12 protein-coding genes are annotated in these 13,885 nt (G+C 69.2%); 5 read left to right on the top strand and 7 right to left on the bottom strand.

What is annotated here, in order from left to right:
- Positions 1-17: 17 nt before the first annotated feature.
- Together AAG092_RS15800 and AAG092_RS15795 are read right to left on the bottom strand one after the other, a co-directional pair.
- The gene (locus tag AAG092_RS15800; RefSeq protein WP_373387395.1) at positions 18-488 is read right to left on the bottom strand and encodes a WbuC family cupin fold metalloprotein; all 471 of its coding nucleotides are present in this window, start codon (positions 486-488) and stop codon (positions 18-20) included.
- The gene (locus tag AAG092_RS15795) at positions 489-1,046 is read right to left on the bottom strand and encodes a hypoxanthine-guanine phosphoribosyltransferase (protein WP_110681496.1); all 558 of its coding nucleotides are present in this window, start codon (positions 1,044-1,046) and stop codon (positions 489-491) included.
- 271 nt (positions 1,047-1,317) lie between these two features.
- Here AAG092_RS15795 and upp point away from each other — a divergent pair, with 271 nt between their 5' ends.
- Positions 1,318-1,956, top strand: a complete 639-nt coding sequence (gene upp / locus AAG092_RS15790; RefSeq protein WP_373387394.1) for a uracil phosphoribosyltransferase — start codon at positions 1,318-1,320, stop codon at positions 1,954-1,956.
- 2 nt (positions 1,957-1,958) lie between these two features.
- The gene (locus AAG092_RS15785) at positions 1,959-3,224 is read left to right on the top strand and encodes a uracil-xanthine permease family protein (RefSeq protein WP_373387392.1); all 1,266 of its coding nucleotides are present in this window, start codon (positions 1,959-1,961) and stop codon (positions 3,222-3,224) included.
- Between the two features lie 19 nt (positions 3,225-3,243).
- Here AAG092_RS15785 and AAG092_RS15780 read toward each other — a convergent pair whose 3' ends face one another.
- Positions 3,244-4,290: a DUF2235 domain-containing protein gene (locus tag AAG092_RS15780; protein ID WP_373387391.1), complete on the bottom strand. Its 1,047-nt coding sequence runs from the start codon at positions 4,288-4,290 to the stop codon at positions 3,244-3,246.
- Between the two features lie 85 nt (positions 4,291-4,375).
- Positions 4,376-5,191, bottom strand: a complete 816-nt coding sequence (gene ppk2, locus AAG092_RS15775; protein WP_373387390.1) for a polyphosphate kinase 2 — start codon at positions 5,189-5,191, stop codon at positions 4,376-4,378.
- A 121-nt stretch (positions 5,192-5,312) separates the two neighbouring features.
- Here ppk2 and AAG092_RS15770 point away from each other — a divergent pair, with 121 nt between their 5' ends.
- Entirely contained in the window at positions 5,313-6,797 is a 1,485-nt protein-coding gene (locus AAG092_RS15770; RefSeq protein ID WP_373387389.1) for a flavin-containing monooxygenase, read from the top strand.
- 20 nt (positions 6,798-6,817) lie between these two features.
- Here the strand turns inward: AAG092_RS15770 and AAG092_RS15765 are convergent, their stop codons facing one another.
- Genes AAG092_RS15765 through AAG092_RS15755 form a run of 3 tightly spaced genes read right to left on the bottom strand, consistent with a single transcriptional unit; the run spans position 6,818 to position 10,750 of the window.
- Positions 6,818-9,169, bottom strand: coding sequence for a putative bifunctional diguanylate cyclase/phosphodiesterase (locus AAG092_RS15765; RefSeq protein ID WP_373387388.1), 2,352 nt, complete (start codon positions 9,167-9,169; stop codon positions 6,818-6,820).
- Positions 9,166-9,810 (bottom strand): methylamine utilization protein, encoded by a 645-nt coding sequence (locus tag AAG092_RS15760; protein WP_373387387.1) that lies wholly within the window; start codon positions 9,808-9,810, stop codon positions 9,166-9,168. The genes AAG092_RS15765 and AAG092_RS15760 overlap by 4 nt, the downstream gene beginning before the upstream one ends.
- Positions 9,811-9,850: 40 nt before the next feature.
- Positions 9,851-10,750 carry a LysR family transcriptional regulator gene (locus AAG092_RS15755; RefSeq protein WP_373387385.1) on the bottom strand — a complete coding sequence of 300 codons (900 nt, stop codon included), beginning with the start codon at positions 10,748-10,750 and terminating at the stop codon, positions 9,851-9,853.
- 95 nt (positions 10,751-10,845) lie between these two features.
- Here AAG092_RS15755 and AAG092_RS15750 point away from each other — a divergent pair, with 95 nt between their 5' ends.
- Together AAG092_RS15750 and AAG092_RS15745 are read left to right on the top strand one after the other, a co-directional pair.
- The gene (locus AAG092_RS15750) at positions 10,846-12,084 is read left to right on the top strand and encodes a 3-hydroxyacyl-CoA dehydrogenase NAD-binding domain-containing protein (RefSeq protein WP_373387384.1); all 1,239 of its coding nucleotides are present in this window, start codon (positions 10,846-10,848) and stop codon (positions 12,082-12,084) included.
- A complete protein-coding gene (locus AAG092_RS15745; protein ID WP_373387383.1) occupies positions 12,081-13,871 on the top strand; it encodes an acyl-CoA dehydrogenase C-terminal domain-containing protein in 1,791 nt (596 codons plus the stop codon). The genes AAG092_RS15750 and AAG092_RS15745 overlap by 4 nt, the downstream gene beginning before the upstream one ends.
- The last annotated feature ends 14 nt before the right edge of the window (positions 13,872-13,885 follow it).

Raw genomic sequence — 13,885 nt, 5'->3', positions numbered from 1 at the left:
AGTCTCAGAGCAGGCGTTCAGAACTGTGCGCGCATCCAGGCCAGGTACTCGGCCACGCCGGGCTCGCCCTCGCGCGGCGCCCAGGCCGCCTGTTCGGCCTCGACCAGCGGGCGGTAGGGCCCAGCCTTGCATTCGAAGAGGATGCTATCCGCCTCCAGCACCACCAGGGCATGGAACTGGCCGGGCGCCAGGTCGACCCCGACGCATTCGCCGCCGGCTTCGAGCAGGCGGGTCTGCTGCAGCTCGCCCTGCTCGCCGAACAGCAGCAGGCCCAGGCGCCCCTGCAGCACCAGCAGGGTCTCGGCCTTGTCGGCACTCAGGTGGCGATGGGGCGGGATATAGGTGTCCGGCTGCAGCCCCACCGCCAGGCGATGGCAGGGCTCGCTCATCGCGTGCAGGTTGTGGTGGGCGCGCCGGCGCGGGCTCTGGCCGGCCTGGCCCGCCAGCTCGGCGAACAGGGTACGGTCGAGAAAGGCCGGTGCACGCACTTACAGGCCTTTCACCGCGTAGATGCCGGCGGCATTGCGCCAGTAGCCCTTGTAGTCCATGCCATAGCCGAAGATGAAGCGATCCTCGCAGGACAGGCCCACGTAGTCGGCCTTGAGGTCCGGGCGGGCCTTGCGGTCGTGATCCTTGTCGATCAGCACGGCGGTGTGCACGGCGCGGGCGCCGGCGTGCTTGCAGAACTCGATGATGGCCGCCAGGGTGTGCCCCTCGTCGAGGATGTCGTCGATGATCAGCACTTCGCGGTCGATGAAGGAGATTTCCGGCTTGGCCTTCCAGAACAGCTCGCCGCCGGTGGTCTCGCTGCGGTAGCGGGTGGCGTGCAGGTAGGACAGTTCCAGCGGGAAGTTCAGCTTGGGCAGCAGCTTGCCAGCGAAGATCAGACCGCCGTTCATCACGCAGAACACCACCGGATTGCTCTCGGCCAGCTCGGCGCTGATGGTCGCGCCGACCTGCTCGATGGCGGCCTCGACCTGGGCCTCGGTGAACAGGCAATCGGCTTCGGCCATGACTTGGCGGATATGGGCGAGATCGGCTGACATGGCGTACTCCGGATAAGTAGAAAGAGGGCTGGTTAAAAATTGCCGGGAGCAATTTTTAACGTCGCGCCAGCGACGGCCCGAAGGGTGACCGCCAAGGATGGTAGGTCATAAAAAATGGCCGGCAAAGTTACTCAGATGAGCGCTGGAGGGCAAGCCTGGCGGCGTATTTTCTGACCATTTGCTCAGGCGAATCGGTAAACTGCGCGGCTTCTATCTGGCATCAGCAGTGCTTTACTCTAGCCAGAATTTTTGCCCGCCCGGAGAACTCCGCATGCCCATCCGTGAGATCCGCCACCCGCTGATCCGCCACAAGCTCGGCCTGATGCGCCGCGCCGACATCAGTACCAAGAATTTCCGCGAACTGGCCCAGGAAGTGGGCGCCCTGCTGACCTACGAGGCGACCAACGACCTGCCGCTGGAAAGCTACGAGATCCAGGGCTGGGCCGGGCCGGTGCAGGTGGAGAAGATCGCCGGCAAGAAGATCACCGTGGTACCGATCCTGCGCGCCGGCATCGGCATGCTCGACGGCGTGCTCAGCCTGATCCCCGGAGCCAAGGTGAGCGCCGTGGGCATCGCCCGCAACGAGGAGACCCTGCAGGCACACACCTACCTGGAGAAGCTGGCGCCGGAGATCGACGAGCGCCTGGCGCTGATCGTCGACCCCATGCTGGCCACCGGCGGCTCGCTGGTCGCCACCATCGACCTGCTGAAGAAGGCCGGCTGCAAGGAGATCCGCGCCATGGTGCTGGTCGCCGCGCCGGAAGGCATCCAGGCGGTCGAGGACGCCCACCCGGACGTGGTGATCTACACCGCCTCGATCGACCAGCGCCTCAACGAACACGGCTACATCATTCCCGGCCTGGGCGATGCCGGCGACAAGATCTTTGGCACCAAGCAGAAGGACGCCTGAGCATGACCCAGCAGTTCAACGACCCCCTCTGGCGCCAGGTGATCTCCGGCGCGCAGATGCTCTTCGTGGCCTTCGGCGCCCTCGTGCTGATGCCGCTGATCACCGGCATGGACCCCAACGTGGCGCTGTTCACCGCCGGCGTCGGCACCCTGCTGTTCCAGCTGGTCACCGGCCGCCAGGTGCCGGTGTTCCTGGCGTCGAGCTTCGCCTTCATCGCGCCGATCATCGCCGCCAAGGGCCAGTTCGGCCTGCCCGCGGTGCTCGGCGGCATAGTCGCCGCCGGCCTGGTCTACGTGCTGCTCAGCGCGCTGGTGCGGGTGCGTGGCGCCGGCTTCATCGACCGCCTGCTGCCGCCGGTGGTGATCGCGCCGGTGATCATCTCCATCGGCCTGGCCCTGTCGCCGGTGGCGGTGAACATGGCCATGGGCAAGAGCGGCGACGGCGCCATGGAGCTGGTGCCCTACCAGACCGCCATGCTGATCTCCATGCCGGCGCTGGTCACCACCCTGCTGGTGGCCGTGCTCGGCAAGGGTCTGCTGCGCCTGGTGCCGATCCTCGCCGGCATCGCCGTGGGCTGCCTGCTGGCCGCCTTCTTCGGCGTGATCAAGACCGACGCCATCGCCGCCGCGCCCTGGCTGGCGCTGCCGGCCTTCGTCGCCCCCGAACTGCACTGGGGCGCCATCCTCTACATAGTGCCGGTGGCCCTGGCTCCGGCCATCGAGCATATCGGCGGGGTGGTGGCCATTGGCAGCGTCACCGGCAACAACTTCATCAAGAAGCCCGGCCTGCACCGCACCCTGCTCGGCGACGGCCTGGCCACCTCGGCCGCCGGCCTGTTCGGTGGCCCGCCCAACACCACCTACGCCGAGGTGACCGGCGCGGTGATGCTGACCAAGAACTTCAACCCGAAGATCATGACCTGGGCCGCCGTGTTCGCCATCGCCCTGGCCTTCATCGGCAAGTTCGGCGCGGCGCTGCAGGCCATCCCGGTGCCGGTGATGGGCGGCATCCTCTGCCTGCTGTTCGGCTCCATCGCGGTGGTCGGCCTGAACACCCTGAACCGCCACCAGGTCGACCTGTCCGAGGCGCGCAACCTGATCATCGTCTCGGTGACCCTAGTGTTCGGCATCGGCGGCATGGTCATCGGCGGCCAGGAATTCGCCCTCTCCGGCATCTCTCTGTGCGCCATCGCCGCCCTCGCGCTGAACCTGCTGCTGCCCGGCGGCAGCGCCTGGCACAAGCACCCGCAGATCGATCCGGAAATCTGAGCACGCGCCGCACGCTGCCTCAGGCATCGTGCGGCGGCTGCACCCCGGCGTCGGTCAGGGTCCGCGGGCGATAGCCCGCATCCTCTCGCCAGCGCCGCCAGACCGACGGATCGACCGTCACCCCCAGCGCGCGGTTGCCCCTGTCGTCCCGATCGAACAGCCGGTAGTGACGACCGTCGCCACCGCGCCAGGCCCTGCGCCAGGCGGCATAAGCGCCCCCAATGAAGTCCTCGTAGGACGCCGCCGGGCGCCCCATCCAGGCGTCTTCGGCGAGCGGCGGCAGCTTCAGCCTGAGCCCGGCGTCGGCGGCCTTGCGCAGCATCCAGGCCAGCGGCAGTTCGCACAGCGCGTCCTGCTCGTAACCACCGCCCACGTTGGCATGGGCGCCGATGAACCAGCGCTGCTCCACCTCCAGCTGCTCGGGCTTGTGCTGGCCGGTCCACGGCGCCACATCGTAGGCCGCGCGAAATTCGTCCAGGGCCATCGCGTGGTAGGCGCGGCGCACGATCTTCGACAGCTGGGTGTCGTGCCAGGCATACAGGCCGCGCTCCGAGACCAGGGTGCCCGGTACGCCGAGCGCGCCGACCGTGTCCCACACGCCGACCAGGGCCACTTCCACATCGCGGCTGTACTTCTGCCGGAAGCCACAGGCCAGGCTGTCGTCAGGCGCCACCGCCTTGTTGCGATAGAGCGCCTCGGCCTGCTTCAGCAGCGCGGGCGTCGAGGTGTGCAGCAGGCCGCACTTGCGCAGCATGCCGACCAGGCTGCGCGCGGTGTAGGCACCACGGCTGAAGCCGAAGACGAATATCTCGCTGCCCTGCAGGTAGCGCCGCACCAGCCAGTCGTAACCCTCCAGCAGGTTGCGGCTCAGGCCGCTGCCGAAGGCCCCGCCGGCCAGGCGGGTCAGCGGCGTGGTGCCCACGCCGGGGTCGTAGAAGAAACGCTGGCGCAGCTTGCCGTCGAAATCCTCGAGGCAGCGCGACAGGCGATAGACGTTGGTGCGGTCCTGCGGATCGTTCCAGGTACCGTCGAACAGCAGGATCAGACGCTCTTTCTGCTCTGCCATGGGCTGCCTCCTTGGCGCGCTGCGCCTGCCTGGCAATGGCTCACGGGAAAGACGGCGTTCGATCCCACCGCGGGTTTGGCCTCGCTCAGAAGGGCTCGGCGATGTATTTGAACGGGTAGTTGGCCGGCTGGTACTTGCCGATCTTGCGCTTGGGCAGCTTGACCCTGGGCTGCTCCACCGGCTGGTAGGGAATCTGCTGCAACAGGTGACTGATCAGGTTCAGGCGCACCCGTTTCTTGTCCTCCGAGCGGGCGACGAACCAGGGCGCCCAGGGCGTGTCGGTGGACTCGAACATCTCGTCGCGGGCGCGGGTGTAGTCGTCCCAGCGGTCGAACGACTTGATGTCCATGGGCGACAGCTTCCACACCTTGCGCCCGTCATCGATGCGCGCGTGCAGGCGCCGCTCCTGCTCTTCCGGGCTGACCTCCAGCCAGTACTTGAGCAGGATGATCCCCGACTCGACCATGGTGCGCTCGAACAGCGGCGCCAGGGCGAGGAACTTCTTCACCTGCGCCTCGCTGCAGAAGCCCATGACCCGCTCCACGCCGGCGCGGTTGTACCAGCTACGGTCGAAGATCACGATCTCGCCGGCCGCCGGCATCTGCGTCAGGTAACGCTGCACATACATCTGGCTCTTCTCCCGCTCGGTCGGCGCCGGCAGCGCCACCACGCGGAACACCCTGGGGCTGACCCGCTCGGTGAGCGCCTTGATGGTGCCGCCCTTGCCGGCGCCATCGCGCCCCTCGAAGACGATCACCACCTTGGCCCCACTGGCCACCACCCACTGCTGCAGCTTGACCAGCTCGACGTGCAGCTGCGCCAGGGCCTTCTCGTAGTCCTTGCGCCCGAGCTTCTGCGCAGCAACCTGCGGCTTGACGCTTTTGTCCTTGGCTTTGGCCATGGCGAACTCCTGTTGCGGATGGACAGTCATGGCTATCAGCCTAGACCCTGGAGCCGAGGCTGCCTTGCGCCGGATCAACGGCGCGCTAGGCTGATCCGACGCCACGCCACGAGGAGCACGCATGTCCATCGAACACCTGGATGTCCTGATCGTCGGCGCCGGCCTGTCCGGCATCGGCGCCGCCTGCCACCTGCGCCGCGAGCTGCCGGGCCAGCGCCTGGCCATCCTCGAGGGGCGCGAAGCGCTGGGCGGCACCTGGGACCTGTTCCGCTACCCAGGCATCCGCTCCGACTCGGACATGTACACCCTGGGCTACGGCTTCCGCCCCTGGACCGATGCGCAGGCCATCGCCGACGGCCCGGCGATCCGCCGCTACCTCGCGGACACCGCCCGCGAACACGGCGTCGACGCGCTGATCCGCTACCGCCACCGGGTGCTGCGCGCCGACTGGGACAGCGCCAGCGCCACCTGGACCCTGCAGGTACGCTGCGCCGACGAGGCCGAGCCGCGGCGCCTGAGCTGCCGCTTCCTGCTGCTGTGCACCGGCTACTACCGCTATGAGGCCGGCTACACCCCGGACTTCCCGGGGCGCGCGGAGTACAGGGGCACCTTCATCCACCCGCAGCACTGGCCGCAGGACTATGACCCGGCCGGCCGGCGCATCGTGGTGATCGGCAGCGGCGCCACCGCCGTGACCCTGGTGCCGGCGCTGGCGGCACGCGGCGCGCAGGTGACCCTGCTGCAGCGCTCGCCGAGCTACGTGATCAACCTGCCGCAGCACGACCGCCTGCTCGCCGGGCTGCGCAAGCTGCTGCCGGAAACCTGGGTGTACCGCATCGCGCGCACCCGCAACGTGGCCCTGCAGATGCTCTTCCACAAGCTGGCCAGGCGCTTCCCCGGCCTGGTGCGGCGCCTGCTGCTGGGCCTGGTGCGGCGGCAGCTGGACGCGGACTTCGACATGCGCCACTTCAGCCCGCGCTACCGGCCCTGGGACGAGCGGGTCTGCGCCGTGCCGGACGGCGACCTGTTCGCCGCGCTGCGCAGCGGCCAGGCGGACATGGTCACCGAGCCGATCGAGTGCCTCACCGCCAGCGGCATCCGCCTGCAGTCCGGCCGCGAGCTGACCGCCGACACCATCGTCAGCGCCACCGGCCTGCAGCTGCAGCTGTTCGGCGGCATGCAGCTGGCGGTCGACGGCCAGCCCTTCGACGCCGCGCAGAGCATGGGCTACCGCGGCATCATGCTGCGCGACCTGCCCAATGCCGCCGTGGTACTGGGCTACACCAACGCCAGCTGGACCCTCAAGGCCGACCTCTCCTGCCAGTACCTGTGCCGCCTGCTGCGCCACATGGAGGCCAGCGGCATGCGCCAGGTGACCCCGCGCGAGCCCAGCGGCCGGGTACGCCCGACGCCCTTCCTCGACCTGCAGTCCGGCTACATCCGCCGCGCCGCCCACCTGCTGCCGAGCCAGGGCGACCGCCTGCCCTGGAAGCTGTACCAGAACTACCTGCTGGACCTGCTCCTGCTGCGCTACGCCCGCCTCGAGGATGGCTGCCTGCAGTTCTCCTCGCCGGCGACAGCCGAACCGCTCGCAGCCCCGCTGTAAGTCGGGGCGAACGCCGGAGCCTAGAGACGCGGCAGGCCCCAGTGGGTCTGCGCCAGCCAGTCGGCAAAGGCCTGCGGCGCCAGCGGCTTGCTCAGCAGGTAGCCCTGGGCGATGTCGCAGCCGAGCTGGTCGAGGCGCTGCAGCACGGCGTCCGTCTCCACGCCCTCGGCCACCACTCTGAGCCCCATGTTGTGGCCCAGCTCGACGGTGGAGCGGACGATGATGTCGTCGTCCGGGTTGCTCAGCAGGTCCTGGACGAAGGACTTGTCGATCTTCAGCTCGTGCACCGGCAGGCGCTTGAGTTGGGCCATGCTGGAGTAGCCGGTACCGTAGTCGTCGATCGACAGGCGCACGCCGAGCTCGCACAGCTGCTGCAGCTGGCCCATGGCCAGTTCGGGGTCGGCCATCACCGCGCTCTCGGTGATTTCCACCACCAGGCCGGCCGGCGGCACGCCGTGCTCGGCCAGCTGGGTGGCGATATAGCCGGCGAAGCCGGGATCGGCCAGGTCCAGCGCGGAGACGTTGACCGCCACCTTCAGGTCCAGCCCCTGGTCATGCCAGGCGCGGCTCTGCGTCAGGGCGGTACGCACCACCCAGCGGGTCAGCGCGCAGACGTTGCCGGTCTGCTCGGCCAGGGGGATGAACTCGTCCGGGGGGACGAAGCCGTGCACCGGATGAATCCAGCGCACCAGGCACTCCACCCCGAGCAGGCGGCGCGCCCGAATCTCCAGCTTGGGTTGGAAGTACAGGCTCAGCTGGCCCTGCTCCACCGCGCCCTTTAGCTCGCTCATCAGCGCCAGGCGCACCAGGCTGTGACGATCCAGCTCCGGGCGGTACAGCGCATAGGGTGCGTGCTGCGCCTTGCCCCAGTACATGGCCACCTCGGCATGCTGCAGCAGGCTGCCGGCACTCTCGCCATGGTCCGGATGCAGGGCGATGCCGAGGGTGGCGTTGAGGGTCATGCCGATGCCGCGTACCACGAAGGGCTGCTGCAGGGCGCCGCGGTAGTGCTCGGCGGCCGGTATCAGGTCGCCCGGGTGGCAGCGCGGCAGCAGCACGGCGAACTCGTCCCCGCCGAGGCGCGCCAGCTGCTCGCCCTCGCGCAGCAACTCCTGCAGGCGCCGCGCGAGCAGGCACAGCAACTGGTCGCCGGCCTCGTGGCCGAGGGTGTCGTTGAGGTCCTTGAAGTTGTCCAGGTCCATCAGCAGCACCGCCACGCCCTCCCCCGCCGGGCATTGGGCCAGGGCCTGCTGCAGCTCGGCGGCGAAACGGTTGCGGTTGGCCAGCTGGGTCAGCGGGTCGCGGTAGGCGAGGAAGCCGATGGTGGCCTCGCGCTCGGCGATGCCGCGCTGCATGGCGACGAACTCGCGGGCCAGCAGGCCGACCTCGCCACCGGCCTGGCTGGCCACGCTGGCCTGGTAGTCGCCGCCGGCGATACGCCGCACGTTCTCCACCATCTGCGCCAGTGGCCGGCTCACCGTGTTGGCGATCCACAGGGCGCCGAGCCCGGCCAGCAGCAGGGCGGCGGCGAAGATGCCCGCCAGCTGCCACTGCAATGGCCGGTAGTGGGCCAGTTCGGCGGACAGCGAGCGCATCAGCAGCACCTGCAGGTCGCCATCGGTACCGGCCAGCGGTGCACGCAGGGCCAGCTGTTCCAGGCCCTGCAGGGGAAAACGGAAGACCTCGGCGCTGTCCGGCAAATGGCTGCCGCCCAGCTCGGCGCGCGGCAGGTCGGCCAGGTTGCTGGCCAGCACCCGGTAGGCGCCTGGCGCGCCGTCGAGCAGCGCCACGTCGGCACCGCTGAGCTCGGCCAGGTGACTGACGGCCGCATCGTCCAGCTCGAAGGCCATCAGCAGCCAGCCCATCAGGTTGGGACGCGGGGCGAAGATCGGCGTCAGGTTGATGTGCAGCACGCGACCATCGAGCACCACCAGGCGCTCGGCGCTGTCCGGTTCGGCCGCGTTCAGCAGCCCGGCCCAGGGCAGGCGCGTGCCGGGCTCCAGCTCGGTACTGGTGCCGGCCAGCACCAGGCCGTCCGGCGCCAGCACCAGGGCGAAGCCGGCCTGGCTGCGCGAGGCGAAGGACTCCAGCGCGGCGGACAGCGACTGCGCCTCCTGCTGCGGACTGGTCACCAGGTCGGCGATCTCGCCGAGCAGGGTGAAGTCCTTGGCGATCAGCTCGGCCATGGCGCTCTGCGCCTGGCGCCGGCTGTGCAGCTCGTTGGCCAGCACGCGGTGGGCGAAGCCCAGCTGCGCCTGCACCTGCTGCAGGCTGTGGCCGAAGGTGGAGCGGTAGACCAGTAGCGCCAGCAGCAGCATCAGCGCCACCAGCAGCAGCAGGAAGAAACCGAGGATCTTGCCGCGCAGGCTCATGGCGCGTAGCCGCCCTTGCCCTTGGGTCGCCCCTGGGGCTCCTTGGGCCGCGGGTCTGGCCTGAGCGGCGCGACCAGCTGCCAGTTCACCGGCCCTGCACCGTCCAGCGCGCGGACCAGCTGCGCCGGGGCATCGGCGATGCGCGGGTGCCACAGGTGCAGGCGCTGGCCGGCGGAGGGCATGTAGTCGATGCGCGCCAGCCCCCGGGCATCGGCCTGGGCGAACCAGGGGCTGTCCAGCACCAGCACGAAGCCGAGCATCCAGTCGTGGATGTTGCAGCCCAGGGTGACCAGTCCGGGCTTGTCGAACAGCACCTCCTGCGGCGCCTCGCTGCTCTTCTGCAGGCGCAGCTCGAAGCGCTTGGCGGCGGAGAAGGAATAGACGTGGTGATTGATCGGGTCGGCGTTGGGGAAGCTCACCCGGGTGCCGGTCTGTACGGCGAGGATATAGGGCACGAACTGGCGCTTGCGCTGGTCGACATGGGCCGCGAGCGGCAACGCCTGCACGGGTCCCGGCTCGATCCACAGCACCGCCTCGCTCAGCGGCCGGCCCTGGTCATCGCGCAACTGCACCTCCAGAGTCGCCGCCGCCAGCGGCGAACACAGCCACGCCAGCGCCAGCCCCCAGTACCGCCTGCCCATAGCCATCCCTCCAGTTGCGATGGCTTGAGTATAGGAAGCCCTATTCCAGACCGATTTCGCGGATGCGCGCGACCAGCCACTGCAGCGCCTGGTCGCGGCGGCGCAGGTCGAGGCTGACGATCTCCAGGTGGAAGGGCCCCAGGGCGAACGGCAGGTCGAACAGCTGCAGCGGCAGCAGGCCGGCGAAGTAGCGCGCCAGGCGCGTCGGCAGCACCGCCACCAGGTCGCCGCCGGCGGCGATGTGCGCCGCCTGCAGGTAGTTGGGCGTGGTGTAGACGATCTCGCGGGCGAGGCCGTGCTCGCCCAGCCACTGCTCGACCATGCCGCGGGTCTGCCCGCCATGCACCCACAGGTGGCGCAGGCCCAGGAAGGTCTCCAGGTCGAGCCCCGCCCGCAGCTGCGGGTGGTCGCGTCGCGCCACCAGCTGCAAGGTCTCGCTCATCCAGCGCACCCCGGCGAAGCGCGGCGGCAACGCCTCGAAACGGCCCAGGGCGAGGTCGATCTCGCCCTTCTCCAGGGCCTCGGCCGGCAGCCGTGGCGACAGGTGCTGCACGTCGATGCGCACGCCCGGCGCCTGCTCGGCCAGGCGCGCCAGCAGGCGCGGCATCAGCAGCATCTCGGCGTAGTCGGTGAGGGCGATGCGAAAACGCTGGCGGCTACGTGCCGGCTCGAAGCGGCTGCCCTCGCCCAGGCTCTCCTCGATCTGCCGCAGCGCCGCGCGGATCGGCGCCTCCAGCTCCAGGGCCCGCGGCGTCGGCTGCATGGCGCGGCCAACACGCACCAGCAGCGGGTCGTCGAGCAGGTCGCGCAGGCGGTTCAGCGCGTTGCTCACGGCCGGCTGGCTCAACGCCAGGCGCTCGGCGGCGCGCGACACGTTGCGCTCGCGCAACAGGGCATCGAGCACCCGCAGCAGGTTGAGGTCGAAGGTCAATATATTCACGAGGAGAATTCTGCTTATCACAAGTCAAAATTTCCCAAATAGTACAGCCGTACTTAAGGTGCGTCAGTTGTGTTTTACGTGACCGAGGTAGGGCTATGAGCAACAACTACAAGATCGAACAGGCCGCCGTGATCGGTGCCGGCACCATGGGCCGCGGCATCGTCATCAGCCTGGCCAACGCCGGCATCCCGGTGCTGTGGCTGGACAACAACCCGCAGATGGTCACAGCCGGCCTGCAGATGGCCGAGGACACCTGGGCCCAGCACGTCGCCAAGGGTCGCATCAGCACCGGCGAGGCCAGCCTGCGCCGCGCGCGCATCCAGGCGGTGGCCGACTACGCCGAGCTGGCCGGGGTCGATCTGGTGATCGAGGCGGTTTACGAGAACCTCGAGCTCAAGCAGGAAATCTTCCGCACCCTCGACAAGACCGTGAAGCAGGGTGCGATCCTCGCCAGCAACACCTCGGCGCTCGATATCGACGCCATCGCCGCCGTCACCGCGCGCCCGCAGGAGGTGCTCGGCCTGCACTTCTTCAGCCCGGCGCACATCATGAAGCTGCTGGAGATCGTGCGCGGCGCCAAGACCGCGCCGGCCGTGCTCGACGCCGCCCTGGGCCTCGGCCAGCGCATCGGCAAGGTCAGCGTGGTGGCCGGCAACTGCGACGGTTTCATCGGCAACCGCATGCTGCATACCTATGTGTTCGAGGCGCGCAGCCTGCTGCTCGAAGGCGCCTACCCGCACCAGGTCGACAGCGCCCTGCAGGGCTTCGGCTTCGCCATGGGCCCGTTCCGCATGTACGACGTGGTCGGCATTGACCTGGAATGGCGCGCCCGCGAGCTGGCCGGCAAGGGCCAGGACGTGGCCCAGGTGCAGGTCGACAACCGTCTGTGCGAACTCGGCCGCTTCGGCCAGAAGTCCGGCAAGGGCTACTACCTCTACGCGCCGGGCAGCCGCCAGGCCGAGCACGACCCGCAAGTGGACGCCCTGGTACAGCGCGAGAGCGAGCGCCTCGGCTACGCCCGTCGTCGCATCGGCCCGGAGGAAATCCTCGAACGCTGCCTGCTGGCGCTGGTCAACGAAGGCGCGAAGATTCTTGAAGAAAAGATCGCCGCAAACGCCCACGACATCGACCTGGTGTACCTCAACGGCTACGGCTTCCCCGCCGACAAGGGCGGGCCGATGGCCTGGGCCGACGCCCAGGGCGTGGCGCAGATCCGCCAGCGCCTGCTGCAGCTGGCCGAGCGCTTCGGCGCCCACTGGCAGCCGGCCGGCCTGATCGACCACCTGGTGGCCGACGGCAAGAAATTCGCCGATGTCCAGGAGGGCCGCGCATGACGTACCAAGCGCCACTGCGCGATATGCGCTTCGTCCTGCATGAACTGTTCGACGTCGCCGGCCACTGCGCGCGCCTGGGCAACGGCCTGGACCGCGAGCTGATCGACGGCGTGCTGGAGGAGGCCGCGGCCTTCACCGCCAACGAGATTGCCCCGCTCAACCGCAACAGCGACGAGGAAGGCTGCCAGCTGGTCGACGGCAAGGTCAGCACGCCCAAGGGCTTCCGCGCCGCCTACAAGCAATACGTGGACAACGGCTGGGCGAGCATGACCGGGCCGGTGGACTTCGGCGGCCAGGGCTTCCCGCAGCTGGTCAGCTTCGCCTTCCACGAGATGCTGATGGGCGCCTCGCTGTCGTTCCGCATCTACTCCGGCCTCACCGAGGGCGCGGTGCTGGCGCTGGACAAGCACGGCAGCGCTCCACTGAAGGACGCCTACCTGGCCAAGATGGTCGGCGGCCAGTGGACCGGCACCATGTGCCTGACCGAACCCCAGGCCGGCACCGACCTGGCCCTGCTGCGCACCCGCGCCGAGCCGCAGGCCGACGGCAGCTACAAGGTCACCGGCAACAAGATCTTCATCAGCGGCGGCGAGCAGGACCTGTCCGAGAACATCGTCCACCTGGTGCTGGCGCGCCTGCCGGACGCTCCGGCCGGGGTCAAGGGCATCAGCCTGCTGCTGGTGCCCAAGTTCATCGCCACGCCGGAGGGCGGGCTGGGCGCGCGCAATGCCCTGAGCTGCGGCGCCATCGAGCACAAGATGGGCATCAAGGGCGCCTCCACCTGCGTGATGAACTTCGACGGCGCCACCGGCTGGCTGGTCGGCGAGGCCAACCAGGGCCTGGCGTGCATGTTCACCATGATGAACGACGCGCGCTTCCAGGTCGGCCTGCAGGGCCTCGGCATCGGCGAGGCGGCCTTCCAGGGCGCCCTACGCTATGCCCGCGAACGTCTGCAGTCGCGCGGCCTGAAGGGCGCCGCCGCACCCGAGAAGGCGGCCGACCCGATCATCAATCATCCGGACGTGCGGCGCATGCTGCTGACCCAGAAGACCCTGGTCGAAGGCTGCCGCATGCTCGCCGCCTACACCGCGCGCCAGCTCGACCTGGAGCACGGCGCCGAGGAGCCGGCCGCGCGCAAGGCCGCGGCCAGGCGCGCCGCGCTGCTGATCCCGATCGTCAAGGCGTTCTTCACCGACATGGGCCAGGAAGTCGCCAGCCATGCGGTGCAGGTCTACGGCGGCCACGGCTTCATCCGCGAGTGGGGCATGGAACAGCTGATGCGCGACAGCCGCATCACCCAGCTCTACGAGGGCACCAACGGCATCCAGGCGCTCGACCTGATCCGCCGCAAGCTGCTCGGCGACGGCGGCGCCGAACTGAGCGCGCTGATCGGCGAATTCAGCGAGCTGTGCGACGCGCAGGCCAGCCAACCGGCGCTGGCAGAGATGGCGCACACGCTGCAGGCACGCCTGGGCGAGTGGCGCGAGCTGAGCGCCGAGGTGCTCGCCCGCAGCCAGCGCGACGCCGAGGAAATCGGCGCCGCCTCGGTGGACTTCCTGCAGTACTCGGCCTATGTGTTGCTGGCCGGTTTCTGGCTGCAGGCCGCCGCTGCCGCCCAGCGCGCACTGGATGCTGGCACCAGCGAGGCGGCCTTCTACCAGGCCAAGCTGCACAGCGCCGCGTTCTATCTGCGCCGCGTACTGCCGCGCGCCAGCAGCCACCGCGAGGCCCTGCTGGGCGGCGCGGCGTGCCTGATGGCGATGCCGGAGGAGAGCTTCGCGTTCTGATTGGCGCTGCGTGC

This window comes from Pseudomonas alcaligenes, assembly GCF_041729615.1.
Classification (GTDB): Bacteria; Pseudomonadota; Gammaproteobacteria; order Pseudomonadales; family Pseudomonadaceae; genus Aquipseudomonas; species Aquipseudomonas alcaligenes_B.
This window is presented reverse-complemented; position numbering and strand designations above follow the sequence as displayed.